We start from the raw sequence: 23794 nt of genomic DNA, 5'->3' as shown, positions 1-23794 counted from the left end.
ATGACCAACATTATTGATGTTCTAGCTGGGGTTACGCTGCCTGAGCGCTCGGCTCGTCCGGACGCGGTGGCGAATGCTGAGCGCAGCTTTGAGGCACTGTTTGAGAGCAGTTTGCTTATCGACGTCCCCGTTAACCACCGCTACGCCACCGCCGCCTTCATCGCCGGTATTTCTGGCGACGCCTGCGCGTTTGACTTCTACGCCGACCTTTTGAGTGATGAGGACGAGGCGTTGGTAGACGTCGTCGCCTCCGCCGTGGAGGTGGGCCGTTCCACCGGCCCGTATTCAGGTGGGGACTTCGTTCTCTTTGGTGGTGCTGAGGGTGTTGATGGGCTGGATGCAAAGCTTGCCGCCGCGTTCGACTTCGCGCACCTGTTGACCTTCCACCCGAAGGACGCCTCACCTGCCGCGATCGGTCACCTGCAGGAGGCGGGCTACACGGAAACCGGCATCGTGTCGCTGTCCCAGCTGATCTCATTTGTGGCGTTTCAGCTGCGCGTGGCGCACGGCGTGCGTGTGCTCGCAGGGGTTTCTGGTGACGCAGGTGTTTCTGGTGCTTCGGTAGAAGCACCCGCGCGTGCTGTGGGTGTTGCGGATCCGGGCTGGGCGCCAACGCTAGCAACCCTGCAGCCCGAGGTTGTCGCACCGGCAGGCTTTGTCAACCACTCGCTGGGGTGGAAGCCGTGGGTTGCACCACTGCCGAAGGAGCAGTTCACGCAGGCACACATTGATGCGCTGATTAAGCCTGAACGTATTGATATGGAGTACTTCCGTCTCCTGGCACGTGACCCGGCGGCGCTGAAGGCGCGCACCTTGACGGACTTAGACATTTTCTACAACACGGAAGGTGGCCTTGCGCGTGCGGAGCGTGAGCTGGCGGCCACGGTGGCGTCGCGGCTCAATGGGTGCGAGTACTGCGCTTCCGTCCACCAGGCGCGTGCCAAAGAAGAGGGCGGCGACGCCGAGATTATTGATCGCCTGCTTGCCGAAGGCGTAGAAACCGATCTTGGCTCCCCACTGTGGAACGCGATCCGGGATGCAGCTGTGGCGCTGACCTGCACCCCCTTCGCGTTTAGTACGGCCGAGGTTGAAGCACTGCGCGCGGCTGGTCTTGATGACGTGTCGATTATCGACGTCATCAACGCCTCCGCCTTCTTCAACTGGGCAAACCGCCTGATGCTCACCCTCGGTGCGCCGGATGTGCCGAAGCGCTTCCGCTAGGCGGTCGGGGGTGCGTGATTCTGGGTGCGTTTCGAGCTACTCGAAACGTGCTCGAAACGAATTTTCCTAGTCTGACCTGCGAATAACAATCCACTCGAAACGGTTTCGAGTAGAATGTTGAGCCGTGAGTGTGCAGCGCAACTTTTCTGAGGATCCCCGCCAGCTTCTGCAGGTCCCGGAGGATCAGTGGTTTGAGCGCAAGTCCTTCCGTATTAAGCCGAAGGATTTGGCCAAGACCATTGTGGGCATGGCCAATGCTGAAGGCGGCATTATTGCCGTTGGTATTACGGACTGTGAGTTTGAGGGGCGTCCAAGCGCCACGCAGGACAACGATCTGCGACAGACGGCGTTGGACCATACCGATCCAACAGTCCGAGTGCAGATTGAGGTTTGCGGGGCAGGGGAGGGTGCGCAGGTGTATCTCTTCCATGTGCTGCCAAGTGAGCGTGTGCATTACTTAAAATCCGGCGAGTGCTATCTGCGGGTTGGCGATGAGTCTCGTCAGCTGAAGGCGGACGATATTCTTGAGCTTCGCTACACCAAGGGTGAGCAGCAGTACGACGCGACGGTCCCGCCGAGGGTTAGCGTCAGTGACCTGGATCTGGAGCTGGTCGGGGATTATGCCGAGGCGATTGGGTCATCCTCCGCGGAAAATGCCTTGAAGGCCCGGAATCTGATTGACCGCGAAGGCAATCCGCGTACGGCCGCCATCTTGCTGTTTGGTAAAAACCCGCAAGAGTTTTTCCCTAACGCCCATATTCGGGTGCTTCGCTTTGGTGAGGATCAGCGACTGCCTGGCCAGATGCAGCAGCTGATGGATGATCAGCGTTTTGATGGACCAATACCGAAACAAATCCAGGCTGCCCAAGAAGTGATCGGCGCAATGCTGCCTAGTGTTCGTAGGTTGACGGGCTCGGGCTTGTTTGAGGACGAGAACCTGATTCCCCATGACGTCTGGCTTGAGGGGTTAGTCAACGCAGTAGTGCACCGCTCGTACAGCATGGCCGGGGATCATATTCGCTTTGAGATCTACCCGGGACGTATTGAGATTTCGAGTCCTGGGCGGTTCCCGGGCTTGGCTGACCCTACTAAGCCTGAGTCCATTGCGCGCTTTGCGCGTAACCCACTTATCGCTCGCGTGACTGCGGAGCTTCGTATCGGTCAGGAGCTGGGGGAGGGGATCCGACGCATGTTTGCCAGCATGCGCAGGGTGGGATTTGCTGATCCGGTTTATAACCAAACAAGTGGCAGTGTCGTGCTTACGCTGAATGCGATTCAGCGTTTAGATCCCCAGGTCTTGCAAAGCTTGCCTCGCTACGCCGAGAAAGTGCTGACGGTGCTTGAAACAAATGGACGGCCGATGTCTACAGGTGAGATTGCTGAAGTGTTGGAGCTTTCCGCTCCGCCCGTGCGCCGGGCGCTGCAGGCAATGCGCGACGCACGGTTGGTGCAGTGGCGCGGAAACGGTCCGCGTGATCCGCGCGCTGTTTGGTATGTCGAGGGGATATTGCGTTAAGTAATTCTGAGTGCATTTCGAGCTACTTGAAACGTACTTGAAACGTGCTCGAAACGAATTTTCCTAGTCTGACCTGCGGATAGCAATCTACTCGAAACGGTTTCGAGTAGATTGTTTCGAGTACTCGCGCCTTAGGCGTAGGCCAGTCGACGCGACCCATCCACGTGCGGGTACAGCACCCACGCGGCGCCGAACAATACGACAAACGTCACTGCCACGCCCCATACGGGCCACGCTGCGAGTGGCGCCAACATGAGGAGCAGCCACCAAGCCATAAGCGGAAGCATCATGCTTATCTGGGGTCCCGTGTATACGTTCTTTTGTTCCCCATACGCCCGCATTTGCTTGCGGTAGGGGTGTGCAAGCGTGACTGCTACTGCCGCGATGACGCACGCCAGCGCGAGCATCACTTTAGTGCCAATGGTCAGTTGTGAAACTAGGACTGCTACCGATCCGGCGACTCCAAGTGAGCCAATCACGTGCACGATGATCGGCGTGGGGATCGGCGTTTTTCGGTTAAGGGCCTCGGCAGCACTGATGGGGATCACGTCAGAGACGTTACCGTCTATCCGGCAGGTTTAGAACTTCCAGTTTTCTGTTCGTAGTGGCGAATCAGTTGATCTACTACAGGGATTCGCGCGTCGAGGGAGTACGAGGCACAAGGACGCTGATCTTGTAAGGCACGGACCACGGCTCCGACATACGCAGGAGGCAAAATCCTGCTGAAGCTAAAACAACGCCTTCCACATTGATCATCATGTTCGAATGGGAGTGACGTGCCACTCTAAGCTGTGCCGTCGCACTCTAGACTGTTTCGCATGGCAAGACTAGGGCTAAAGGCGATTGAAGAGCGGGTTGCTCCGCTCGCCGTAAAAGTTGAATATGACCGAGAAATCATCTTCGATTTGTTGCTCGCCTATGGGCGATCAAAAGGAAACGTCACCCGGCTACGCAATGGCAGCCTTAATATCGCCGAGGACCCCGCGCATGAGGTAGGCCAGAAAAACGTGGTCTACTTTCGGGAGACCACCGGGGATCTACTAGAAGAGCTAGAAACACTCCGAGTGTCACCGACCGTAGTGAAGTACAGCCCGCGTTTTGTCATTGTCACGGACTACCAGGACATGCTGGCGTTTGACACCAAGACAACGGAGAACCGTAAGTTTCCCCTTCGTGAAATCGATCAACACTTCACCTTCTTCTTGCCGTGGGCGGGGATGGAGAAGACGCAGTACACCTCGGAATCTCACGCCGACGTTAAAGCTGCGGAGCGGATGGGCAAGCTCTTTGATGAGCTCGCTTCTGCCAATCCGGACATGATGGCTGTTGATGCATCGCGACACGGTCTGGATGTCTTTTTCACACGTCTGTTGTTTTGTTTCTTCGCAGAAGACACGGGCATTTTTGGGGAAAATCAGTTCACTAATGCTGTTGCCTCACAAACTTTGGGTGATGGCTCAGATATGGACACGTTCCTGCGTGAGCTTTTCGCAGCATTGGATACAGCAGCCCCAGAAGAAAAACCGGCGTATCTCGCTGATTTTCCGTACGTAAATGGTCGTCTTTTCCGTGAGAATGCTCTGCTGACCGTCCCGCGCTTCACCGCTAAGGCGCGTGAGGCTCTGATCGATCTGGGAACGTTGAAGTGGCAGGACATTAACCCGGACATTTTCGGTTCGATGTTCCAAGCCATCGTTACCCCGGGACAACGTTCCAACCTTGGACAGCACTACACCTCAGTACCGAACATTCTGAAGACGATTGAGCCGTTGTTCTTGGATGAGCTGAAGGAAGAATTTGACGCGGCATATATGACAGTCGGGTGAAGCTCGACCGACTGCTCGACCGCATTGCAAACATCAAGGTTTTTGAAACTTTCATGCCACGACGGATACAAACGCGCGCGAACTACGATTTAGCCGCCTGACTGGTTCACCGACGTAACCTCGCGCTTCATTGGACGTCGAAAGTCTTCGACTGTTTTTCATTATCTTCGACCCAGTGAACGGTTAGCTTTGTGCCTGCGGTGCCCATCGAATACGAGACTGGCACTTTCCAGATGACCCCAGGTTCCAGCGTGATTGGCTGATCATCCACAAGGAGTCTCATAAGGCCCGATGCGGCTTGGCTTTCGAAGGCCACCGCTTCAGCAGCGAGATCACCAGTATTGGTAACCTCAAACCAGTGTTTCGTTTCGTATTTGATCTTGCCGCGCTTGTCAATTTCCTTTTCGTGTCGCTCGCTCTTTGACTCGACGCGGAAGCGGAAGCCGAGCGGCTCATGGCGCACCCCGACCACGGAGAGATCGATTTTGACTAGGTCATGCTCGACGGCAGCCCAGACTTGGTTCTCCAGTTGGCGGATGTCATCGAATTCTCCGAGCAGTCCCCGCTCCTTGATTTCATTCTTGAAATTTCGGAGACCTCGAGTTGCGCAGTATCGACGTCATGAGGCAGTGGGGCTCTTGAGAAAAACAGGTGTACCGGTTTCCCGCTGTTTACTGCTCGCTCAATCTCTTCAACTGTTCCCGACACTGCATCTGGTGTTGGTGAGCCGAGTCGGCTGCCGAAGAGCGCGACCACGATGTCGGCTCCGTCGACTCCCTGGGTGTTGATGATCTCCTGAGGGTGACCTCCGAGCAGCGGTACAGAATTGGTCTCCCACCGCCACGGCAGTAAGACTACATTCCGAGTCGTCGCGTGGAGTCGATTCCATGAGTGCAGAGCGCCCTCGACTGCATCTCGGGCATCGGGTACGTCGGATGGGGGGCGACGAGAACGCGCAGAACGGTTGCCGGAAAGCGCATGACTTTATTCAACGTGTCTAACTGCCCGGGTGACGAGAGGAGAGTCCTAGGACCACTAGGAACTGGTCGCGATTGTCTGTTCGCTGCCGTCGCGGCGCAGGCCCTGTCGCGCGCGGCCAAGGCGGGCGATACCTCTCCCGGGGCCGTGACGGCGGCGATCAAGACGACGGCCGAGTGGCTACACAATACGCCGGCGATCGCGCGCGATTCCTATATCAATCCGCGGGTGATCGAGCTGTTTGAAAAGGGCACGGTCATCTCGGGTAAGGCGACCGACACGAAGGTGCGGGCCCTGCTGACCTAGGCTTCGTCGCTCTCCGGCCACGTGATGGGCGTGGGCGACACATCGCGGGCGGTGAAGCACTCCGAGCCGATTCCGGCGACGACGAGCACGATGCCAAGGACCTGGATTGGCAGCGGTACTTGGGCGAGGACGATCGCGCCGATAAGCACGCTGATCGCGGGCTCCAGCACATGAGGGTGCCGAAGGCGGCCGGGGCCATGGAACGCAGCGCGACGATTTCGAAGGCGAGAGGGATGACCGGCATCAGGAGTGCGAGCCCGAGCGCCGTGGCGATGACCGGCAGGGACAGGTACGGCAGCGCCTCGGGTAGACCGATGGGCGCGTAGGCGATGGCGACGATCGGGATGGTGTAGGCGAGGGCGCTGATGCCGGAAAACCGATCACCGACGCGTTGGGTTAAGACGATATACAGCGCCCACCCGAGCCCGGAGCCGAGGGCGAACAGGATGCCGACGACGTCGACGTTACCGATCCAGGGCCGGGTCAGTAAGACGACGCCGATCATGGCGAGGGCGGTGACGAGACCGGCGTCACGCCAGGTCATACCGCGCAGGCGCGGGCGCGCGATTGCCAGGATGAGGACGGCGCCGGCGGCCACGCGCAGCCAGGCAGCCCCGCGCGGCCCGACGTCGTTGATCAAGCCAACGGCGAAGGCTCCCGAGAATTGGACCGAAAGCATGGCAAGGACGGTGAGTAGCCAGGGCGGCACCTCGGCCGCCCGGGCTTGCTGCTTGTCGCGCCATAGGCTCACCCTTCCAGGCTAGACCCTGCCTTGGCCATTGCCCACGCCTGCGGTTCAATGGGGCTATGACCCGACCCACGATCATGTTTGTGTGCGTTCACAATGCAGGCCGCTCCCAGATGGCGGCGGCTTTTGCCGAGACGCTGTCCGGCGGACGCATTGAGGTCCGCTCCGCGGGCTCCGCCCCCGCTGATTCGATCAACCCCGTGGTACGAGAGGCGATGGCGGAGGTCGGGATCGATCTGGCCGCGGCGCGCCCGAGGGTGCTGGTGGCTGAGGACGTGCAATCCTCCGACGTCGTCATCACGATGGGCTGCGGCGATGCGTGTCCGTTTTTCCCGGCACGCGCTATGAGGATTGGCAGCTGGCCGATCCGGCTGGGCAGGACCTTGCCACCGTGCGCGTGATCCGCGACGAGATTCAGGCTCGGGTGCGCGAGCTGGTGGCGAGCCCGCAGCCCTAGGCGCCGCGCCGACGCATTTGACCCCGCCCTCGACTTAGGTTAGGGTCACCTTAATTTGTGGCGCGGCGCAGGAGGGAATGCACATGGCGAAACGGGGTTTTGAGGGCGTGCTGACGCGCGGATTTGGAGCGCGCGACCACAGCGCAACAGTCACGGCCGTGACCTACCTCGCCCCGCATTTCGTGCGAATCCACCTGGTGAGTGCAAGTCTGCTTGCCGAGGTCGTTCTCGCGCCCACGGCCTGGCTGCGGTTCTGGTTCCCCGATCCGGACGGCAGCGACCAGGAACATCAGCGCGGCTACACCATCGTCGAGGCCGACCCGGATACCGGTGAGTTCGCGATCGACGTGGTGCTGCACGAACCTGCCGGGCCGGCCTCCAGCTGGGCAAGCCAGGCACAGCCGGGCGATACCATCGCGGTCACTACGCTCGGCTCGACGGGTTTCGTCCTGCCCGAGGAACTACCCGACGGATACCTCGTCATTGGTGATGCCGCGTCGCTGCCCGCCATCAATTCAATCCTCGAGGTGCTTCCATCCGAGCTGCCGGTCGAACTGTACCTGGAAGAACACACGCTCGATGACCACATGCTGGAAATCCGCACGCATCCGCGCGCGCGAGTGCATTGGGTGCCGCGCGTCGATGAGGCGAGCCTGGCGGCGGGACTGGCTGCGCGGGACTGGTCGAACTGGAGCGCGTGGGTGGCGTGTGAGTCCGACAGCTTGAAATATGTGCGTCGCCGCTTGATGAACGATTTTGGCTTCCCGAAGTCCGAAATCCAAGCCCGCGCCTACTGGTGTTATGGGCGGGCATTCGGCAAAAAACGCCCCAAGGATCTGCCCGAGGCTGCCACCGCGCAGGTACCTGCGGCCGGCGAGGCTGCGCCTATCAGCGGGACGTGGCGGGCTGAGGCCGGTCGGCGCCTGCTCGCCCCGCTGCGCACAACCTTCATCCTGGCAGCGATCGTGCAAGCGCTGGCCACACTCGCGCAGCTGGCCCCCTACGTCCTGCTCGTCGAACTCTCCCGGCTGCTGCTCGTCGGCGCCGGCACCGACGAGCTCATCCGCCTGGGCTGGTGGGCCGGCCTGGTCCTTATCGCGGGCGCGCTACTCACGACCGGGCTGATGACCTGGCTGCACATCGTCGATGCGCGCGTCAGTCAGGACCTGCGCACCCGACTGCTGATGACGCTCGGACGCGTGCCCCTCGGGTTTTTCGATACCCGCAGCGCGGCGCACATCAAGCAGCTGGTGCACGATGATCCGCTGGCGATGCACTACCTCATCACGCATGCGGTGCCCGATGCGGTCGGCGCCATCGTCGCGCCTGTGGCCGTCTTGGGCTACCTGTTCGTGATCGACTGGCGGGTGGCGCTCACCCTGCTGCTGCCGGTGCTCGCCTACCTGATCGGCATGTACATCATGATGACGCAGTCGGGCCCGCGCATAGTGCAGGCGCCGCAGTGGCGCCAGCAGATGGCCAGCGCTGCTGACGCCTACCTGCAGGGGCAGGCCGTCGTGCGCGTCTTCGGGGGTGCAGCCGCCGCGCCCTTCACCCGGAGCCTGCGAGACTACCTCGATTTCCTGCGATCCTGGCAGCAGCCGCTCAGCGGCCGCAAAACCTTCATCGATCTGGTCACGCGCCCCGCGACGTTCCTGTTCCTCAGCTGCGTGGTGGGCACCGCGCTCATCACCGCGGGCATGATGGATCCGATCTCGCTGCTGCCCTTCCTGTTTCTTGGCACGACGTTCGGTGCGCGGCTACTGGGCGTCGGCTACGGTCTGCAGGCGCTGCGCGACGGTATGCTCGCGGCACGCCGGATCCAGGTCATGCTCGACCAGGAGCAGCTGTCCACGCTGCCTGAGGTCGAGCATGCGGCGAGCGCGCCGAGGCCCGCTGGTCTCGTCGAGTTCGATGATGTGAGCTTTGGCTACGACGCGTCTACCCCCGTGCTGTCGGGCGTCTCGCTGCGCCTGGCGCCCGGTACCATCACTGCGCTCGTGGGCCCGTCCGGTGCGGGTAAATCCACCCTGGCGAGCCTGCTTGCCCGGTTCTACGACGTGACCGACGGCGCAATCCGCATCGGCGGCCACGATCTTCGTACGCTCGAGGCATCACAGCTGTATTCGCGGGTTGGCTTCGTCTTCCAGAATCCGCAACTGGTGCGCGCCAGCGCCCACGAGAACATCGCGCTCGCCCGCCCGGATGCCAGTCGGCACGAGGTGGAGCAGGCTGCCCGCGCCGCTCACATTCACGAGCGCATCCTCGCCCTACCGGACGGCTATGACACGATCCTGGGCGCTGACATCGCCCTATCCGGCGGTGAACGCCAGCGCATCACCATCGCCCGTGCGCTGCTGGCCGACTGCCCAATCCTCGTGCTGGACGAGGCGACGGCATTTTCCGACCCCGAATCCGAATACCTCGTCCAGCAGGCGGTCAGCCGCCTGACCGCCGGACGCACCGTGCTGCTCATCGCTCACCGCCTGCACACCATCACTGGCGTCGATACCATCGTTGTGCTCGATGGCGGCCAGATCATCGAGCAGGGTCGGCACGAGGAACTGCTCGCACGCGGCGGTCGCTACGCCGAACTCTGGGCAGCCGCCGAGACGAAGGCCACCTCATGATCCGCACGCTCATTAACCTGCTGCCACCGGCCCAGCGCCGCCATATCACCCCCTACCTGGCGCTCACGGCGCTAAGTATCGCGCTACGCGCCGCAGCGGCGCTCGCCCTCATTCCGCTCATCTCGGCCCTGTTCAGCTCGCAGCCGGGTGATGCCTGGCGCCCTCTGGCCATGATCGCGATCGCTACGGCGCTTGGCTGGGGGTGCGATAGCGCCGCGGCCCGCCACGCCTACGCTGTTGGCTTCGTGCTGCTGGATCACGCTCAGCACACCGTCGCCGAGCGCATCACCACCATCCGATTGCAGTGGCTGACCGGCGATAACCTGGCCACCACGCGTCAGGCGGTCGCTGCCACCGGTCCCGAACTCGTCGGGTTGATCGCCTACCTGGTGACGCCGCTGCTGAACGCCCTTATTCTTCCGGCCGCGATCGGCATCGGCCTGCTGTGGTTTTCTCCAACGCTCGGCGCTGCAGCGCTGGCGTTCCTGCCGCTGCTGCTTGGCGCCCTCGTCCTCTCGATGCGCCTGGCGCGCAGCGCCGACGCCGCCGCGGATCGCGCCCACGCCCAGCTGTCCGAGCGCCTCCTGGAGTTCGCCCGCACCCAGCAGGCGTTGCGCTCCGCCCGCCGCGTCGATACCGAGAGCAGCCATGTCGGCCAGGCACTTGCCGCGCGCACTCATGCGATGAGTCGACTGCTCGCCTACCGCGCGCCCGAGCAGCTGGTTTTCACTCTGCTGACCCAACTCGCCCTCATTGCGCTCAGCGCCCTCGCGGTCAGCCGCGCCGTCACCGGCGAGGTTTCCCCCGCCGCCGCGATCGCGCTCATCGTCGTCATCGTCCGCTTCTTGGAGCCCCTGGCGCTCGTGGCCGATATCACCGCCGGCTTGCAACTGACCACGAACGCACTGCGCACCATCCACACCGTGCTTGCCGCACCGCGCGAGCACCCCGGAACCGCGACACCAACCCTCTCAACCGCTCCCCAGATCGAGGTCGCCGACGTCACCTTCGGTTATGACGCCACGCGCGAGCGCCCCGTGCTTGACGGCCTGAACCTCACCTTCCAGCCGGGCACCACAACCGCGATCGTCGGGCCTTCTGGCTCGGGCAAATCCACCCTGCTGTTCCTGCTGGCCGGGCTCCACCAGCCCACCTCCGGAAGCATCCGTATCCAGGGCACGGACCTCGCCGAGCTCACTCCCGCCGCCCGCCGCGCCCTCATCGCCGTCATCTTCCAAGACCCGTACCTGTTTGACGGCACACTGCTGGACAACATCTCCATCGGTAATCCCCACGCCACCGGCGAGCAGATCGAGCGCGCCACCGCACTCGCGCGCGTGGATGCCGTTGCCGCGCAACTCACCGACGGCATGGCCACAATGGTCGGCGACGGTGGCACGCTGCTATCGGGCGGGCAGCGCCAGCGCGTCTCGATCGCCCGCGCCCTGCTCAGCTGCGCCCCCGTGCTGCTAGTCGATGAGGCCACCAGCGCGCTCGATACCGAAAACGAACGCGCCGTCGCCGCTGCCCTGAGCTCGGAGACCACGCCCCGCACCCGCATCATCGTCGCGCACCGCCTGTCCTCCATCCGCCAGGCCGACCGCGTCATCTTCTTCGATGCCGGCCGCATCATCGAGGACGGCAGCATCGAGGACCTGCTCGCCCTTGATGGCCGCTTCGCCGCATACTGGCGCCAGCAGCAGGCCGCCAGCGCTTGGCGCGTGCGCTAGTGCTCCCGCCAAGCCCTACGGTAGATTCAACGCCATAGCCTACGTGACCCAGCTCACCGCCGGGTTGAAAGGATGGCATCAAGAAACGCTGTGCAGCAATGGCTCTGGTTTTTGCAGCTACGCTCGCCGGTTGTGGCGACGAGATAACCCCCCGACCACCTCAGCTCCTTCCATCAGCGCAAAGCTCAGCGTTGACAGCACGGATAAGCCCCTGACATCTGCCGCGTGCGCCACGATCGACGGGGAATCAACGGTGTCATTCGAAACACCGGATCAGCCGCAGTCGTTGCTCACCGTCAAGGTTGCCGATGGCGCCGTCAAGGATGTGATATGGCAAGCTGGCAACACCCTGCACTCCTGGGGAGGCGACTACTTTGGACGTGACCCGCTCGTGAGTGTTGACGCAGACCGCTGGCGGATCGAGGCCTCCGTGCGTGAAATCAGCGGCGACGGTGCGGCCGAACTCAAGGCTATGGAAATCCAAGCGGAGATCGACTGCACGTCTGACGAGAGCCATCATCGCGACGACCCGTATCAGTCGGTAGCCAACGGCCAGTACGCACCGAGCCCTGAGCGCAAAGCTCAGCTCGAGCCACTCGATGCTCTATTCGCCAAGACTCAAAGCGAGGTGATAGTCGACGGGTAGGCAGCGACCGTCACGAAAACGTCATGTGACCCCAGCTTCGTCGCTAAAACCAATGTGAGGGCCGATCTTGAGATCGGCGGAGAATCAGCATCCCTATCGCGGGACTTCACCGATCCCGCCGTGCCAAAAGCCGTGGAGTTGCGTCTAGCGGGCAACCAGCTTGGCTGGCAGCACGAAAAAACGTCCTACCCGCACACCGGGTCGAGGGCAAAGCCCACGCACTGCGCGGCACGGTCTATTCCGATGACCTGTCCAAAACCAGCACCATCGAGCCCGTCATTTTCTGCGAAGCAAAAGTATGGACACATCGTCTTGGGAACCTACTGCTGCTCAATCGCCGGAAAAACTCCAGTGCTTGCAATTATGACTTCGATGTTAAGAAGGAGAGGTACTTCAAGTCGGGGAAAGGCGTGGCGGTGTTCGCACTCACCACGCAGGTACTTGGAGAACCGGTGTGGACTCCGAGTGTTATCGAGCGACGTCAGAAAGAGCTTTTGGAGATCTTGATTAAGGAGTGGCAACTCTAATCACACCCTGGCGCCTGCCCAATGTCCGCCTTGATGGCTACTACTTGGGTGCTGCCGTCGCGGAAGTGGAAAGTCACCGTACCGTCGATGTTAACGGTGCCTTTGTCGAGCAAAGCTACGCAGAGGTATGGTTTGAAGGCCAACTGTTCAAGTTCAAGGTTGGCGGTCTCTTGCCTGTAGTAGTGGTAGGCGGCTAGTCGGTTGTGCTTGTTGTGGATTTCGTCGACCACGGCAGCGTGCTCAGCTAACAGCGCCTGGTGCTGTTCGTGGCTAGCGTTGAACGCCTTCTCGTAAACCTGTTGGTCTTGCGCGACGCGTGCGTTGTGGGTGATTAGTGATTCGAGCTTTTTCGCTACCTGGTCGATCTGGGCGATCAGTCCGGCTGCTTCGACTTCGAGGTCGCTGGTGTCGAGCGCGTCGAGTACGGCGTGGTTGACGGTGTCATCGGCAGGTGAGCCGAATCGGAGGCGGATAGCCTCGAGGAACATGTCCTTGAGTCGTTGATCGCTGATGTGCCCGGTGGCGCATTTTTCCTGGCCTGCGTATTTGTGGCCGCACCGCCAGATGACCTTTTCGTACTTACTGCCCGCGTGCCAGGTTTTCGAGCCGAAGAAGTGCCCGCACTGGCTGCACTCCAAGGTCGATGAGAAGGGCCTGGTGCGATGCTGGGTTCGCTGATCTCTAGCCCCTTTAGCTATTTCGGCTTGGACGAAGTCCCACACTGCCGGGCTGATGATCGCCTCATGGCTGGCGGTGACGTAGTACTGGGGTACTTCGCCTTGGTTGATGACTTGACGTTTCGTCAGGTAGTCAGCGACGTACGACTTCTGCAGGAGAGCGTCACCCTTGTATTTCTCGTTGGTGAGAATCGCTCGTATGGATCGGTAATACCAGGTCTTGTTGCCTGCGGCGGTGAAGGTCTCTGGTTCGTCGGTGAGGGTGCGGGCGATCGTTCCGATGGACATGCCACCTAAGTACATGTTGTAGATCCGGCGCACGAGTTTGGCTTGCTCGGGGTTGATGACGAGGCTGCCGTCTTCGCCTTTGTCGTATCCGAGGAACCGAGAATATGGGACGGTGACCTTGCCGTCGGCGAAGCGTTTGCGGTGCCCCCAGGTGACGTTTTCGGAGATGGAGCGGGCTTCTTCTTGCGCCAGCGAGCTCATGATGGTGATGAGGAGCTCGCCTTTGGCGTCGAAGGTCCAGATGCCTTCTTTCTCGAAGAAGACCTCCACGCCTTTGTCTTTGAGGGCTCGAACGGTGGTGAGCGAGTCGACGGTGTTGCGGGCGAACCGGGACACACTCTTGGTGATGATCAGGTCGATCTTGCCGTCGAGCGCGTCGATCACCATCTGCTGGAACCCAGCGCGGTGTTTGGTTGAGGTGCCTGTGATGCCTTCATCGGTATAGACCTTCACGAACTGCCAGCCCGCGTGATCGCTAATGTAGCGGGTGTAGTAGTCGACCTGGGCTTCGTAGGACGTCACCTGATCGTCGTGGTCGGTGGACACGCGGGCATACCCGGCGACCCTGCGCAGGGTTGTCTGTCCAAGTGGAGCACCAGTGTGGAGCGCTCGGGTGGCGGGGATTGCTGTGACGGTGCGGGCCATTTAGCGTTCGCCTCGCTCGGCGCGCAGGCGCTCAGCCTCTGCCTTGGCCACGGCCCGGTACTTCGCCAATGCTTCTGGTGGTGTTGGTGCTTGCCGTGGGTTGTCCAACCCGAGCCTTTTGGCTTCGGCCCAGCGAGCACGCACGAGTTCACCCCAGGCGGCTTTTCTTACTGGGGTCCACGAGCTCTTCTTCAGGTTTGGTCGCCACGTGTGCGAGCTGCTGGTGCCATCGGTGTAATGAAACGTGTAGCGGTCTTTTCCCTGCACGTCGATGTGGTCGATACGCTCGGTGAACACGTCCTCGTCGAAGGCCTCGATACCCAGGACTCGGGCGATGAAGCCTTTGAGTGCCGTGTCAGAGATCTCGCAGGTGCCGCATCCGGTTTTGCGGCCTTTCTTCCGTTCGGTGCAGATCCAGTGCTCGGTGGAGATCGAGTTTTGGGTTTTTGGATTGCGTACGTTGCGCACGAACGAGCAGTTGCAGGACACGCATTTGATCTTCGACGTCAACGCCACAGTTTCTATGGACCAGTTCGCACGGGCCCCGAGTTCGCGTCGGCGTGCAATCTCGGTTTGAACCGCGACGAAGGTGTCGCGGTCGATGATGGCGGGGATCGCGTTTTCCACCAGGTATTGCGGCAACTGGCCGGTGTTGCGCACTGCTCGTCCAGGCTTACCCTCCGGAGTGGACCATCGCCCTAACAGGAGGTCGCCGGTGTAGTGCGGGTTCTTCAGGATGTGACGGACCCATTCGCCGGGCAACTTGTTGTCAGCCAGGTGTGGAACCCTGCCGTCGGCGATGAGCTGCGCGGCCATCTTTTCGCACGAGATCTTCTTCATGTACTGGTCGAATATCCAGCGCACCACGGCTGCTTCTTCTTCGATGATCTGCACGTCGGTGCCGTCAGCGGAGTTGGTGTAACCGTACAAGTGGAAGCCGTTCGCTTTGCCTTCTTCGAAGCCTTTCCAAATGCGCCACTTGACGTTTTGGCTGATTTGCTCTGATTCTGCCTGCGCGAAAGACGCCAGCAGGGTGAGCATGAGTTCTCCGTCAGCGCTGGTTGAGGAGATGTTCTCTTTCTCGAATCGCACCTCCACCCCGAGGTCTTTCAGCTCGCGAACGGTTTCGAGCAGGTCGACGGTGTTGCGAGCGAATCGCGAGATCGACTTGGTGAGGATCAGGTCGATTGCCCCTTTCCGGGCGAGGGCCAGCAGTTCTTGGAACTGGGGGCGATTTGTGGTGGTTCCAGAGATTCCAGAATCGGCGAACACTCCGGCGAACGTCCAGCCAGGAGTGTCGTGAACGAGTTGCTGGTAGTAGGAAACTTGGGTGGACAAACTCAGCGGTGTGCGTTCGGTTTCCATGCTGATGCGGGCATACGCTGCCACTTTCACAAGCGGAGAAGTGCTGATCGGTGGCGGGGTGATTTGCTCCATTCTCTTCAAGGTATTTCTCCTAGTCAGACAGGGTTTCAGGTTGTATCCATACATCACTCAAACCCTCGAGATAGTCAACGAAACTGGCTCTTTGTAGGGCGGCTAGCGGCGCATCTGGGGCGTCGAGGCGCTGGCAGACGGTGATGGCTTCGCGTGGGGTGAGGATGCCGCGTTCGAGAAGCTGCTTGACCTGCGTGAGTTGGTGATGAGCCGTCAGCTCGGCTGCCATGTTCATCGTTTGCCGCCACGGGTATTGAAGCGGTGCTGGATGTAGCACGGGTGGCAGCAGTACTTGCGTTTCACCTGGCTCGTGCGAGCCACAGTGACCTGTCGGTGGCAGTTCGCGCAGACCAGTTCTTCGGTGACCACCCTGCGGTGGGTGGCCCACCAGGCTCGTCGACAGGCAGTGGAACAGAACTTCGATCCTTGCCGGAGCTCGATTGGCTTGCAGCAGTGCAAACACCACACTCCAACTGGATCCGTGACCTGCTCAACGGCAGGATCGACGGTGATGCCGTGTCGCAGACAATAGGTCTTGACGCTGTTGGCGTTGAGATCCAGGTGCGCGGCGATACGAGAGTAGGCAACTCCTGCAGCGCGCATCATCTGGATGTGATGGCGATCAGTCTGGTTCAGAGCCATGAGCAGGCCCTCCTGGGAACGAGGCGAAAGGTGGTCGCCCATACGCCGGTCACGCCAGACGAAACCGGCAACAGAAACAAAGCTCCCTGCCGCGTTCGCACCCGTGGCTGGGATCTGCGCCTCTATTCAGATAAGGCAGCAATTCTTTGCTCAATTCACAATGCGGGCCGATCGACGTGTGAACCGCGACAGAGCAAGGGCGGGTGAAGATGACTGGCGACGACTTTGAACTCCCGGTGTTTCTCGACGACCAGTCGTACCGAACCTGTTCAGAATGCACCTCAGTCTGTGTCCCTGACCCGTTTATTGCAGGCGAAGGTCAAGGCATCAAGGTCGCGTTCATCTGCCCGAGCTGTGGAGTGCAGTCCGTCATCGACCCGTTCGACGACCTGCGGTAAACACCAGCTCCGCAAACGCAGAAAAGGCCCCGCCACCACCTCGATGAAGGTGATGACGGGGCCAAGGGTTGATTTCGCGTGGGTTAGCTGATGCCGAGCTTCTCGTTGACGCGTTTCTGCACAGCGGCGTAGTTGGCTCCGAGGCGGCGCTTGCGTTCCTCGCCGTTGCCATAGTCTCCACGGATCACCGCATCAGCCAGGGCATCGATGTTGACGGAAGGCTTGTTGGGGTTTCCTCCGGTGAGCTTCTCGTTGACGAGCTTCTGCACGGCAGTGTAGTTGGCTCCGAGTCGGCGTTTGCGCTCGTCGCCGTTGCCGTACTCGCCTCGGATGACCGCGTCGGCGAGGGCGTCGATGTTGGCGGAGGGCTTGGGCGTGGGCGGTGTGGGCTTTGCCGGTGGTGTCGGGGCGGGCTTGGTGCCGCTCATGCGGTCGTACCAGTACTGGGCGCGTGCCATGTAGGCCGCATGCTGGGAGCCTGCCAGCGAGGCCGGGCATTCGGTGGAAGCGATACAATGAGTGGAACCATGACGACGGCGTACATTGCCCATCGGCGATTCTGGTTGAAAGGAATCGTCGCGTCGTTACGGAACACTACGGTGTAAAGTACGGTGGCCGTCGCCAACCCGAGCAGGATCCAGAAAAATGTTCCAGGAACCCAGGGTCGGAGTACCCCACGCCCTTGACGTTTTTGACGTAGGCCTTCCCTGCACCCATCACCGCGGTGTATAGCACGGCAAGCCAAATTGCCTTCTTCATTAGCTCTCCTTGAGTGGGCCAGGCCCGTTAGATTAGATGCTTCCTCGGGGCATTGGCCCCGGGATATCTGGTGGCTGAACGATAGCGGAGGATACCAGTGTGGCGTCCACCGTGGCCACGATGTGACGATGAGGGACGCCGGCTCGTGCTTCCTGTAATAGACGTGCCAAGGTTGCGATGAGCTCAACGGTTGAGGTCTGCTGCGAAGTGGTCCCGATCAAAGAGAGCGAGAGCCGCGCGAGCGACCACCTCCGGCTCCGTAATCGGGATGGCGTGACCAGAATCACGTGCCACGATGAGCTGGGAACTTGCTGTCCGAGCGGCAGATAAGTGGTGGGCCTTGCGGATTGCCGCACGCATCTTTTCGCTCTCGCCGACCATCGCTTGGGCGCCACTGATCACGGTCACGGGAGAGCCGTAGTGCTGATCGTCGGTTGCTAGCTGCGCGAGACCAGTACGCAACGATCGCAATTCGGCAGCGGCCTCACGTGCTGCTGAAACGGTCGTAGAGTCCTGAAGCACTCGTGTCATCACGTCCGGCGGCAGCCCTCGGAGAATGGGGGTGTACATCGCAGAAAGCAACCGCAGCCGAGCAAGCGACACTAGACTCAGGCGCTGCAGGGCCAAGGACAGCGGGCGGAACTTATCCAAGAGGTGTTCATCGCTTGGATCGACGAGCACAAGTCCTGCGACGCGCTCGATGCGGCCCGCCGACATGCCCTGTGCAGTACGTACGATGGGACCGCCCCAGCTATGTCCGACGAGGACGACAGACTCGTAAGATTGAGCTTTAACGACACACGCCAGGTCGTTAGCGAGTCGTTGCAGTTTCCGCGTAGCTGGATCCGGATCGCTGTCGCCGATGCCCGCCCGGTTATAGGCGACCACGCGGCAGTGGGGCGCAAGGTGGCGCATGACCGGAATCCAGTAGTGTGCGCTCATCCCCAGGCCAGCCTCACACACGACCAAACGCGGCCCCTCGCCGAGGCTGATCGATGCTAAGCGTCTACCGTCAGGAGTCACGACCACATCACGGGTGGGCATCGGCTGCATAGGCGTGCCTTTCTCGCGGTGACCGGTGTGGGCTCGAACGGCGTGATCATACCAACGCCGCTCACACAGACAAAGATAGGCTACCCTAATTCATCCTGACCGAGGAAGCTGTGAAAGCAGGATTGACCGTAGAAGGATCTGACCCCCGTGGGGTAGACACCTGATATCCAACCCTGTCGGGTTGGGAAGAAAGGTAATCTACCGCCATGCCTAGGTACTCCGAAGAGTTCAAACGTAATGCCGTGGCTCTCTACGAAGTGAAGCGTCCTGGGTTTGGTTCCGATCGTTTCTAGAGAAAGATTGGGATCATGCCAAGGAAGTACAGTGATGAGTTCAAGGCCAAGGCGGTGCGTCTGGCTGAGGAATTTGTTGAGCTTGAAGGGTGCTCGAAGTGGGGTGCGGCGGTTGAGATCGGTGACAAGGTCGGTGTCTCCGCGCACACGCTTAATAATTGGTTGAAGCCTTCAGGGCCGTCACACGGCGTCGAGGGCAGCTCCGGCGAGTTAGCAGACGATGAGCTGAAGCGTCTGCGGCGAGAGAATAAAGAGCTGCGCAGGGCGAACGAGATGGCGGATTCAACCGGTCAACGCAATGGGTGCTGTGAGATGAAGCAGACGTTGATCTCAGGAGGCATCGGTTGCAGGGCAAGCATGGTCATCTCAGTCGTGAGCAGAAGCAGCTCGCGCTCCGTCTCCACTCGAAGGGATGGAGACTCATCGACATCGCTCGCGAGATCGGGTGCACGGCGCCGATGGTCGGCCGCATGGCGAGGGAAGGGCGTCACCTCGACGGGAAACCGTTCGGCTGGGAGCCGCGCGAGGGTCATCTGACGGTCTTCGACCGCGAGGAGATACTCGTGGGTCTCGCCCGCGGTGACACGCTCACTGCGATCGCGCGCAGCCTCGGGCGGGCGGTGTCGACGATCAGCCGCGAGGTCAAGCGGGGCGGCGGACGCGAGGAGTACTCGGCGTGGCGGGCGCATGAGGACGCCCGGGAGCAGGCCCGCAGGCCGAAGCCGTTCAAGCTTGACGGTGGCCGGTTGCTCGAGACCGTGACAGCGCAGTTGAAGCAGCTGTGGTCGCCGCAGGAGATCGCTGCCCGCCTACGGTTGGAGCATCCCGACGACCCGGAGATGCACGTGAGCCACGAGACGATCTATCAGTCCCTGTTCGTACAGGGACGCGGGCAACTGCGCCGAGAACTCGCCCGCTGCCTGAGATCGGGACGCACGGCCAGGAAGGCGCGAACGGCAACGGATCGGCGCGGCCGTCTGCCAGGGATGGTCATGATCAGCGAGCGCCCCGCTGAGGTCGAGGACCGTGCCGTTCCCGGGCATTGGGAAGGCGATCTCATTCTTGGTGAGAACAGCCGTAGCGCCGTCGGAACCCTCGTCGAACGCAGCACCCGCCTCACGCTCCTGCTGCATTTGCCTGATGGGAAGAGTGCAGACAAGGTGGAGGCCGCGATGCGCGAAGCGATCACCGCGCTCCCGTCGTCGCTGGCGCGGACGATCACCTGGGATTAGGGCGCGGAGATGGCCAAGCACCTCGAGTTCACAGCCACAACCGGGATCCCGATCTACTTCTGCGACCCGCACTCCCCGTGGCAGCGGGGCAGCAATGAGAACACCAACGGGTTGCTACGTCAATACCTTCCGAAGAGCACCGATCTGAGCATCGTTAGCCGCGCGGACCTGACCGCGATTCAGGACTCGCTCAACGGCCGACCGCGCAAGACGCTCGGATATCTGACACCATCGGAGAAGTTCACGGAACTCGTTGCGACCACCGGTTGAATCCGCCATCTCGTTCGCCCGCCGCAGCTCACGATTCTCCCGCCGTAGCCGTTTCAGCTCTTCGAGCTCATCTGTAGTCGCGCCCGGCTCAGTACCGGCATCACGTCGGGCCTGTTTCAGCCATCCCCGCATCGTATGCGGTGAGACTCCAAGCTTCGTACCAACCGACTGGGCAGCCGACCACTGCGAGCATTGCGTGTCCTGAAGATGATCCTCCATCAAACGCAACGCCCGCTGCTTGAACTCCTGGGTATACACAATTGGCATGATCGGGTCTGTCCGATGAACGGTGTGTGGGGTCCGGCGGTTTTCATTAGTGGGTGGTTCTCTCGAACCGTCCGGCGAAGGTGATCGCGAACGCGTTTAGTGCAGGCTTCCACCTCATCACCCAGCGTGCCCGGCGTCTGCGAAAAGGTGGTCGGCCTCGGCGATGAGCTCCAGGGCGCATTCGCTGCGGCCGCGTGCGTTCGGGCCGAAGCCGTCGATCGGGGCTTCGGTCAGGCGGTAGACCTGGGCGCTGTTGCCGTAGCCGTCTTTCTTGGTCCAGGTCGCGAAGGTGGCCAGCGTGTAGTCGCCGTGTGCGAGGATCGCCCCGTAGGAGTCGACGCGCATCTGCAGGGCTTCGGTGGTGAGCTTCTCGGTGGTGTTCATGGCTGTTGTCCTTTCCTGAGGGGCTGTTCTTTTGTCATGTACATACAGCCATAGGTGCGGGCACTTATCCAGTCGTATTTGCCCAGATCAGGCACTATTTTTTGGGATCTACAGCACTTAAGAAAACCATGGAGAAACAAGGCTTGTGATGAGCGGAAACCCCGCTCGTGGCAGGGTTTCCGGGTGCCAGCAGGTCAGGCGTCGCGATTGATGCGTCAGTTCTCCTTCCTGCTTGCCGGGGTGCGCCAGGCGGCGTCGCCTTCCAGGCCTGCCAGCAAGATGCGGCGTGCCTGCTTGTGTTCGGGGCCGATGAAGCCCAGGGAGAGCAGGAAGCAGCGCATCGTGTACTTGTCATTGCCCGGTGCAGGCGGCGTGGATCGGATCCGGGTTGCCTCCTGGGCGCGCTGGCAGAGCTTTGCCACAAGCGGGATCACCGCCTCGCGTGCCGTCTCCGGCGTAATCGACTCACACCACGGGAACGAGACGGTCTCGTCATCGTTGAACTGCACGGGTGTGGCCGGGATGCCCAGGGCCTTGGCGATCAGTGGCCCTTTGGCTGCCAGGAGCGCTTCGAGGTTGGCGCGAGTGCGCTCACTCCACCCGGTGGTGGGCATCGTGACCGTCAACGCCACCTCGCCCGGGTCGGCGGTTTCAAAGCCCGCCTTGTGTGCGGACTCGAGCACGGCCTGCGCCTCGATACCATCTGGCAGGTAGAGGGTCCAGTCCCGATCCAGCGTGGCGTCTGCGATCTGGTAGGCAAACGAGGGCGTGCCCAGATAGGTGGCCTCGGTGCCAAGGTGATCGGCGAGAAGCTGGGCGAGCTTCTTCCTGCCCGTTTTGTGCGGGGTGAAGGCGAGGATGCTCATGCCACGACCTCCTGCTCGAACCAGGCGGCCACCATGGTGAGGAAACGCGTCGGGTCGTATTCGATCACGCGCACCACCAGCTGGTAGCCGCGAGCTCTGGCAACCCGCAGGGTTTCCTCGGGGTCGTAGACGTTAACTGGCTATCTCGTGGGGGTTTCCTACACCCACTGGGCGGTTTTTGATATCAAACCCGAAACCGATATCTACTGGACGGCCGCCGATATCGGCTGGGTCACCGGGCACTCCTATATCGTCTACGGGCCGCTGGCCAATGCGACCACCTCGGTGCTGTATGAGGGCACCCCGGATACTCCGCATCGGGGGCGCTGGTGGGAGATCGTGCAGAAATACGGCGTGACGATTCTGTACTGTGCGCCCACCAGTATCCGTACGTTCATGCGCTGGGGTCGCGATATCCCGGCCGAATATGACCTGTCGTCGCTGCGGTTGTTGGGCAGCGTGGGTGAACCGATCAACCCCGAAGCGTGGATGTGGTACCGCGAGCACATCGGGGGCAATAACGCACCGATCGTGGACACCTGGTGGCAGACCGAAAACGGCCATATTCTGATCAGCCCGCTACCCGGGGTGACCGCCACGAAACCCGGGGCCGCGATGCGCGCCCTGCCCGGCATTACGGCCGATATCTATGACGAAGCCGGCGTTCCGGTAGAACCCGGCAACGGTGGCTATCTGGTGATCACCGAACCGTGGCCCGGCATGCTGCGCACCCTGTGGGGCGATGAGGAACGGTATCAGAAAACCTACTGGTCACAGTACCCTGGCGTATATTTTGCCGGTGACGGCGCGAAATTCGATAAGGACGGCGATATTTGGGTCCTGGGCCGGGTCGATGATGTGCTCAATGTTTCCGGGCACCGGATGTCGACGGCAGAAATTGAATCGGCGTTGGTCGCCCATGCGATGGTTGCTGAGGCCGCTGTGGTCGGGGCCCAAGATGAAACCACCGGGCAGGCGATCGAGGCGTTTGTGATTCTGCGCGAAAGCGCTCAGCAACTCGACGACGCCGTCGGGGTCCTGCGTGATCATGTTCGTGCCGCGATCGGACCGATTGCGACACCGCGATCAATCACCGTGGTCACTGACCTCCCCAAGACCCGCTCGGGTAAGATTATGCGCCGTCTGCTCAAAGATCTCGCCGAAGACCGCGAGATTGGTGATACCACAACCTTGGCCGATGCTTCGGTCATGGAGACTATCCAGCAGCAGGTTCGCGCCGCTCGGGCCCAATAGCGCTTACCCCAGTTCGACGAGCACCACCCCCGCCATGATCAGCACCAGTCCCAAGATCATGCGCGGGGTTAACGGCTCTTTCCAGATGATCCGCGCCAGCACTGCGATGAGCGCGACACCGATAGCTGACCAGATGCCGTAGGCAATGGCCACCGGCATGCCGTAGGAGATAGTAACCGCTAAGAAAAAGAAAGCGAGCCCGTAGAACACCACGAGTGGCAGGATCCAGATTTTCTTCCGAAAGCCATCCGAAGCACGCAGACTCAGGGTAGCGATAATTTCAGAAACGATCGAAAAGGACAGAAACAGCCAGCTCATGATTCCAACACCTCAGCTTTGCCTGGATCGCGCTGGCCGGTTTGGACAATGAAGACGCCGGCCATGATGGTGACAATGCCGATGATCGCCGTTAAGCTGAGCGTTTCATGGAATAACACGGCACCCAGAACCGCGACCAGGGCAACTCCGGCTGCTGCCCAAATTCCATAGGCAATGCCGATTGGAATACCTCTTCCCAGGGCGAGTCCCAAGAGGGTGAAAGCAATGATGTATCCGATGACCACCCCGATGGCATAGAGCGGTTGATCAACGGCTGCACGCAGGCACATGGTGCCAAGCGCCTCGGCAACAACCGCCCCGATCAGTAACAGCCAGCTTTTGAGCATGTGGGATTTCCAACTTCCGTAATGAGTCCGGGCTTACTCTATCAATCGCGTCCGACCACTTCAACACACCCCGATCACC

General features: G+C 61.0%; 23 protein-coding genes and 5 pseudogenes. 13 read left to right on the top strand and 15 right to left on the bottom strand.

The window, feature by feature from the left end:
• Together HMPREF3104_RS01625 and HMPREF3104_RS01620 are read left to right on the top strand one after the other, a co-directional pair.
• Complete coding sequence (locus HMPREF3104_RS01625; protein WP_070493678.1) at nucleotides 1-1221, top strand: alkylhydroperoxidase domain protein; 1221 nt, start codon at nucleotides 1-3, stop codon at nucleotides 1219-1221.
• A 124-nt stretch (nucleotides 1222-1345) separates the two neighbouring features.
• Nucleotides 1346-2737, top strand: coding sequence for an ATP-binding protein (locus HMPREF3104_RS01620; protein WP_070493675.1), 1392 nt, complete (start codon nucleotides 1346-1348; stop codon nucleotides 2735-2737).
• A gap of 131 nt (nucleotides 2738-2868) precedes the next feature.
• Here the strand turns inward: HMPREF3104_RS01620 and HMPREF3104_RS01615 are convergent, their stop codons facing one another.
• Nucleotides 2869-3285, bottom strand: coding sequence for a hypothetical protein (locus HMPREF3104_RS01615; RefSeq protein WP_070493672.1), 417 nt, complete (start codon nucleotides 3283-3285; stop codon nucleotides 2869-2871).
• 270 nt (nucleotides 3286-3555) lie between these two features.
• On the opposite strand from HMPREF3104_RS01615, the gene HMPREF3104_RS01610 reads away from it, so the two are divergent.
• Entirely contained in the window at nucleotides 3556-4563 is a 1008-nt protein-coding gene (locus HMPREF3104_RS01610; protein ID WP_246816310.1) for a type IIL restriction-modification enzyme MmeI, read from the top strand.
• Nucleotides 4564-4690: 127 nt separating this feature from the next.
• Here HMPREF3104_RS01610 and HMPREF3104_RS12550 read toward each other — a convergent pair whose 3' ends face one another.
• Nucleotides 4691-5035 carry a hypothetical protein gene (locus HMPREF3104_RS12550; RefSeq protein ID WP_210386475.1) on the bottom strand — a complete coding sequence of 115 codons (345 nt, stop codon included), beginning with the start codon at nucleotides 5033-5035 and terminating at the stop codon, nucleotides 4691-4693.
• Between the two features lie 506 nt (nucleotides 5036-5541).
• On the opposite strand from HMPREF3104_RS12550, the gene HMPREF3104_RS01600 reads away from it, so the two are divergent.
• Nucleotides 5542-5847 carry a hypothetical protein gene (locus HMPREF3104_RS01600; RefSeq protein ID WP_070493668.1) on the top strand — a complete coding sequence of 102 codons (306 nt, stop codon included), beginning with the start codon at nucleotides 5542-5544 and terminating at the stop codon, nucleotides 5845-5847.
• On the opposite strand, the gene HMPREF3104_RS11935 is transcribed toward HMPREF3104_RS01600, so the two are convergent.
• Nucleotides 5798-6598: an EamA family transporter gene (locus tag HMPREF3104_RS11935; RefSeq protein WP_210386474.1), complete on the bottom strand. Its 801-nt coding sequence runs from the start codon at nucleotides 6596-6598 to the stop codon at nucleotides 5798-5800. The two genes, HMPREF3104_RS01600 and HMPREF3104_RS11935, sit on opposite strands and share 50 nt — an antisense overlap.
• Nucleotides 6599-6654: 56 nt before the next feature.
• Between HMPREF3104_RS11935 and HMPREF3104_RS01595 the strand changes: the two are divergent.
• The 5 genes and pseudogenes from HMPREF3104_RS01595 (at nucleotide 6655) to HMPREF3104_RS12910 (ending at nucleotide 12585) form a co-directional block, all read left to right on the top strand.
• Nucleotides 6655-7052, top strand: a pseudogene (locus HMPREF3104_RS01595) (arsenate reductase ArsC).
• 83 nt (nucleotides 7053-7135) lie between these two features.
• A complete protein-coding gene (locus tag HMPREF3104_RS01590) occupies nucleotides 7136-9682 on the top strand; it encodes an ABC transporter ATP-binding protein/permease (protein ID WP_070493665.1) in 2547 nt (848 codons plus the stop codon).
• Entirely contained in the window at nucleotides 9679-11412 is a 1734-nt protein-coding gene (locus HMPREF3104_RS01585) for an ABC transporter ATP-binding protein (protein WP_070493661.1), read from the top strand. Before HMPREF3104_RS01590 ends, HMPREF3104_RS01585 begins: the two co-directional genes overlap by 4 nt.
• A 43-nt stretch (nucleotides 11413-11455) precedes the next feature.
• Nucleotides 11456-12058 (top strand): hypothetical protein, encoded by a 603-nt coding sequence (locus HMPREF3104_RS12245; RefSeq protein WP_141738083.1) that lies wholly within the window; start codon nucleotides 11456-11458, stop codon nucleotides 12056-12058.
• An 83-nt stretch (nucleotides 12059-12141) separates the two neighbouring features.
• Entirely contained in the window at nucleotides 12142-12585 is a 444-nt protein-coding gene (locus HMPREF3104_RS12910) for a GmrSD restriction endonuclease domain-containing protein (RefSeq protein WP_371441033.1), read from the top strand.
• Here the strand turns inward: HMPREF3104_RS12910 and HMPREF3104_RS01575 are convergent.
• From HMPREF3104_RS01575 to HMPREF3104_RS12240, 4 genes are read right to left on the bottom strand one after another with little or no spacing between them, the layout of a single operon-like run.
• Complete coding sequence (locus tag HMPREF3104_RS01575; RefSeq protein ID WP_070493655.1) at nucleotides 12582-14195, bottom strand: recombinase family protein; 1614 nt, start codon at nucleotides 14193-14195, stop codon at nucleotides 12582-12584. The genes HMPREF3104_RS12910 and HMPREF3104_RS01575 overlap by 4 nt on opposite strands.
• Nucleotides 14196-15632, bottom strand: a complete 1437-nt coding sequence (locus tag HMPREF3104_RS01570) for a recombinase family protein (RefSeq protein ID WP_083278851.1) — start codon at nucleotides 15630-15632, stop codon at nucleotides 14196-14198.
• A gap of 19 nt (nucleotides 15633-15651) precedes the next feature.
• Entirely contained in the window at nucleotides 15652-15861 is a 210-nt protein-coding gene (locus tag HMPREF3104_RS01565; RefSeq protein WP_231782322.1) for a dihydroorotase, read from the bottom strand.
• A gap of 2 nt (nucleotides 15862-15863) precedes the next feature.
• Nucleotides 15864-16274: a hypothetical protein gene (locus tag HMPREF3104_RS12240; RefSeq protein WP_049157412.1), complete on the bottom strand. Its 411-nt coding sequence runs from the start codon at nucleotides 16272-16274 to the stop codon at nucleotides 15864-15866.
• 209 nt (nucleotides 16275-16483) lie between these two features.
• On the opposite strand from HMPREF3104_RS12240, the gene HMPREF3104_RS01555 reads away from it, so the two are divergent.
• Nucleotides 16484-16672: a hypothetical protein gene (locus HMPREF3104_RS01555; protein ID WP_070493649.1), complete on the top strand. Its 189-nt coding sequence runs from the start codon at nucleotides 16484-16486 to the stop codon at nucleotides 16670-16672.
• Between the two features lie 83 nt (nucleotides 16673-16755).
• On the opposite strand, the pseudogene HMPREF3104_RS01550 reads toward HMPREF3104_RS01555, so the two are convergent.
• From HMPREF3104_RS01550 to HMPREF3104_RS01545, 3 genes and pseudogenes are all read right to left on the bottom strand, one after another.
• Nucleotides 16756-17181: pseudogene (locus tag HMPREF3104_RS01550) on the bottom strand (N-acetylmuramoyl-L-alanine amidase); the annotation flags it as partial.
• A gap of 85 nt (nucleotides 17182-17266) precedes the next feature.
• A complete protein-coding gene (locus tag HMPREF3104_RS12410; RefSeq protein ID WP_167594494.1) occupies nucleotides 17267-17431 on the bottom strand; it encodes a hypothetical protein in 165 nt (54 codons plus the stop codon).
• A gap of 183 nt (nucleotides 17432-17614) precedes the next feature.
• The gene (locus HMPREF3104_RS01545) at nucleotides 17615-18475 is read right to left on the bottom strand and encodes an alpha/beta fold hydrolase (protein WP_256388251.1); all 861 of its coding nucleotides are present in this window, start codon (nucleotides 18473-18475) and stop codon (nucleotides 17615-17617) included.
• 317 nt (nucleotides 18476-18792) lie between these two features.
• Here HMPREF3104_RS01545 and HMPREF3104_RS12905 point away from each other — a divergent pair, with 317 nt between their 5' ends.
• The gene (locus HMPREF3104_RS12905; RefSeq protein WP_083278850.1) at nucleotides 18793-19314 is read left to right on the top strand and encodes a transposase; all 522 of its coding nucleotides are present in this window, start codon (nucleotides 18793-18795) and stop codon (nucleotides 19312-19314) included.
• Nucleotides 19248-20279: pseudogene (locus HMPREF3104_RS01540) on the top strand (IS30 family transposase). The gene HMPREF3104_RS12905 and the pseudogene HMPREF3104_RS01540 overlap by 67 nt, the downstream one beginning before the upstream one ends.
• A gap of 24 nt (nucleotides 20280-20303) precedes the next feature.
• Here the strand turns inward: HMPREF3104_RS01540 and HMPREF3104_RS12900 are convergent.
• From HMPREF3104_RS12900 to HMPREF3104_RS01530, 3 genes and pseudogenes are all read right to left on the bottom strand, one after another.
• Nucleotides 20304-20546: pseudogene (locus tag HMPREF3104_RS12900) on the bottom strand (transposase); the annotation flags it as partial.
• 117 nt (nucleotides 20547-20663) lie between these two features.
• Nucleotides 20664-20930, bottom strand: a complete 267-nt coding sequence (locus HMPREF3104_RS01535) for an Nmad4 family putative nucleotide modification protein (RefSeq protein ID WP_070493645.1) — start codon at nucleotides 20928-20930, stop codon at nucleotides 20664-20666.
• 215 nt (nucleotides 20931-21145) lie between these two features.
• On the bottom strand, nucleotides 21146-21796 hold the full coding sequence (locus tag HMPREF3104_RS01530) for a hypothetical protein (RefSeq protein ID WP_014320309.1): 651 nt from the start codon (nucleotides 21794-21796) through the stop codon (nucleotides 21146-21148).
• A gap of 59 nt (nucleotides 21797-21855) precedes the next feature.
• Between HMPREF3104_RS01530 and HMPREF3104_RS01520 the strand changes: the two are divergent.
• Nucleotides 21856-23050 (top strand): annotated as a pseudogene (locus HMPREF3104_RS01520) (AMP-binding protein); the annotation flags it as partial.
• A gap of 3 nt (nucleotides 23051-23053) precedes the next feature.
• Here the strand turns inward: HMPREF3104_RS01520 and HMPREF3104_RS01515 are convergent.
• Both HMPREF3104_RS01515 and HMPREF3104_RS01510 read right to left on the bottom strand, forming a co-directional pair.
• Entirely contained in the window at nucleotides 23054-23368 is a 315-nt protein-coding gene (locus HMPREF3104_RS01515) for a DMT family transporter (RefSeq protein ID WP_035757985.1), read from the bottom strand.
• Nucleotides 23365-23715 (bottom strand): DMT family transporter, encoded by a 351-nt coding sequence (locus HMPREF3104_RS01510; protein WP_035757987.1) that lies wholly within the window; start codon nucleotides 23713-23715, stop codon nucleotides 23365-23367. Before HMPREF3104_RS01510 ends, HMPREF3104_RS01515 begins: the two co-directional genes overlap by 4 nt.
• Between the last annotated feature and the right edge of the window lie 79 nt (nucleotides 23716-23794).

This window comes from Corynebacterium sp. HMSC30G07 (genome assembly GCF_001806945.1).
In the GTDB taxonomy this organism is placed as follows: Bacteria; Actinomycetota; Actinomycetes; order Mycobacteriales; family Mycobacteriaceae; genus Corynebacterium; species Corynebacterium riegelii.
The sequence above is the reverse complement of the archived record's forward strand: the minus strand, read 5'-3'. Positions and strand labels throughout refer to the sequence as shown.

Excerpts from the sequence above, each read along its gene's own strand:
- HMPREF3104_RS01625 (WP_070493678.1), top strand. The coding sequence starts at position 1 with ATGACCAACATTATTGATGTTCTAGCTGGGGTTACGCTGCCTGAGCGC.
- HMPREF3104_RS01610 (WP_246816310.1), top strand. The coding sequence starts at position 3,556 with ATGGCAAGACTAGGGCTAAAGGCGATTGAAGAGCGGGTTGCTCCGCTC.
- HMPREF3104_RS01600 (WP_070493668.1), top strand. The coding sequence starts at position 5,542 with ATGACTTTATTCAACGTGTCTAACTGCCCGGGTGACGAGAGGAGAGTC.
- HMPREF3104_RS01590 (WP_070493665.1), top strand. The coding sequence starts at position 7,136 with ATGGCGAAACGGGGTTTTGAGGGCGTGCTGACGCGCGGATTTGGAGCG.
- HMPREF3104_RS01585 (WP_070493661.1), top strand. The coding sequence starts at position 9,679 with ATGATCCGCACGCTCATTAACCTGCTGCCACCGGCCCAGCGCCGCCAT.
- HMPREF3104_RS01575 (WP_070493655.1), bottom strand. The coding sequence starts at position 14,195 with ATGGCCCGCACCGTCACAGCAATCCCCGCCACCCGAGCGCTCCACACT.
- HMPREF3104_RS01570 (WP_083278851.1), bottom strand. The coding sequence starts at position 15,632 with ATGGAGCAAATCACCCCGCCACCGATCAGCACTTCTCCGCTTGTGAAA.
- HMPREF3104_RS01565 (WP_231782322.1), bottom strand. The coding sequence starts at position 15,861 with ATGGCAGCCGAGCTGACGGCTCATCACCAACTCACGCAGGTCAAGCAG.
- HMPREF3104_RS12240 (WP_049157412.1), bottom strand. The coding sequence starts at position 16,274 with ATGGCTCTGAACCAGACTGATCGCCATCACATCCAGATGATGCGCGCT.
- HMPREF3104_RS01555 (WP_070493649.1), top strand. The coding sequence starts at position 16,484 with ATGACTGGCGACGACTTTGAACTCCCGGTGTTTCTCGACGACCAGTCG.
- HMPREF3104_RS12410 (WP_167594494.1), bottom strand. The coding sequence starts at position 17,431 with ATGAAGAAGGCAATTTGGCTTGCCGTGCTATACACCGCGGTGATGGGT.
- HMPREF3104_RS01545 (WP_256388251.1), bottom strand. The coding sequence starts at position 18,475 with ATGCCCACCCGTGATGTGGTCGTGACTCCTGACGGTAGACGCTTAGCA.
- HMPREF3104_RS12905 (WP_083278850.1), top strand. The coding sequence starts at position 18,793 with ATGCCAAGGAAGTACAGTGATGAGTTCAAGGCCAAGGCGGTGCGTCTG.
- HMPREF3104_RS01535 (WP_070493645.1), bottom strand. The coding sequence starts at position 20,930 with ATGAACACCACCGAGAAGCTCACCACCGAAGCCCTGCAGATGCGCGTC.
- HMPREF3104_RS01530 (WP_014320309.1), bottom strand. The coding sequence starts at position 21,796 with ATGAGCATCCTCGCCTTCACCCCGCACAAAACGGGCAGGAAGAAGCTC.
- HMPREF3104_RS01515 (WP_035757985.1), bottom strand. The coding sequence starts at position 23,368 with ATGAGCTGGCTGTTTCTGTCCTTTTCGATCGTTTCTGAAATTATCGCT.
- HMPREF3104_RS01510 (WP_035757987.1), bottom strand. The coding sequence starts at position 23,715 with ATGCTCAAAAGCTGGCTGTTACTGATCGGGGCGGTTGTTGCCGAGGCG.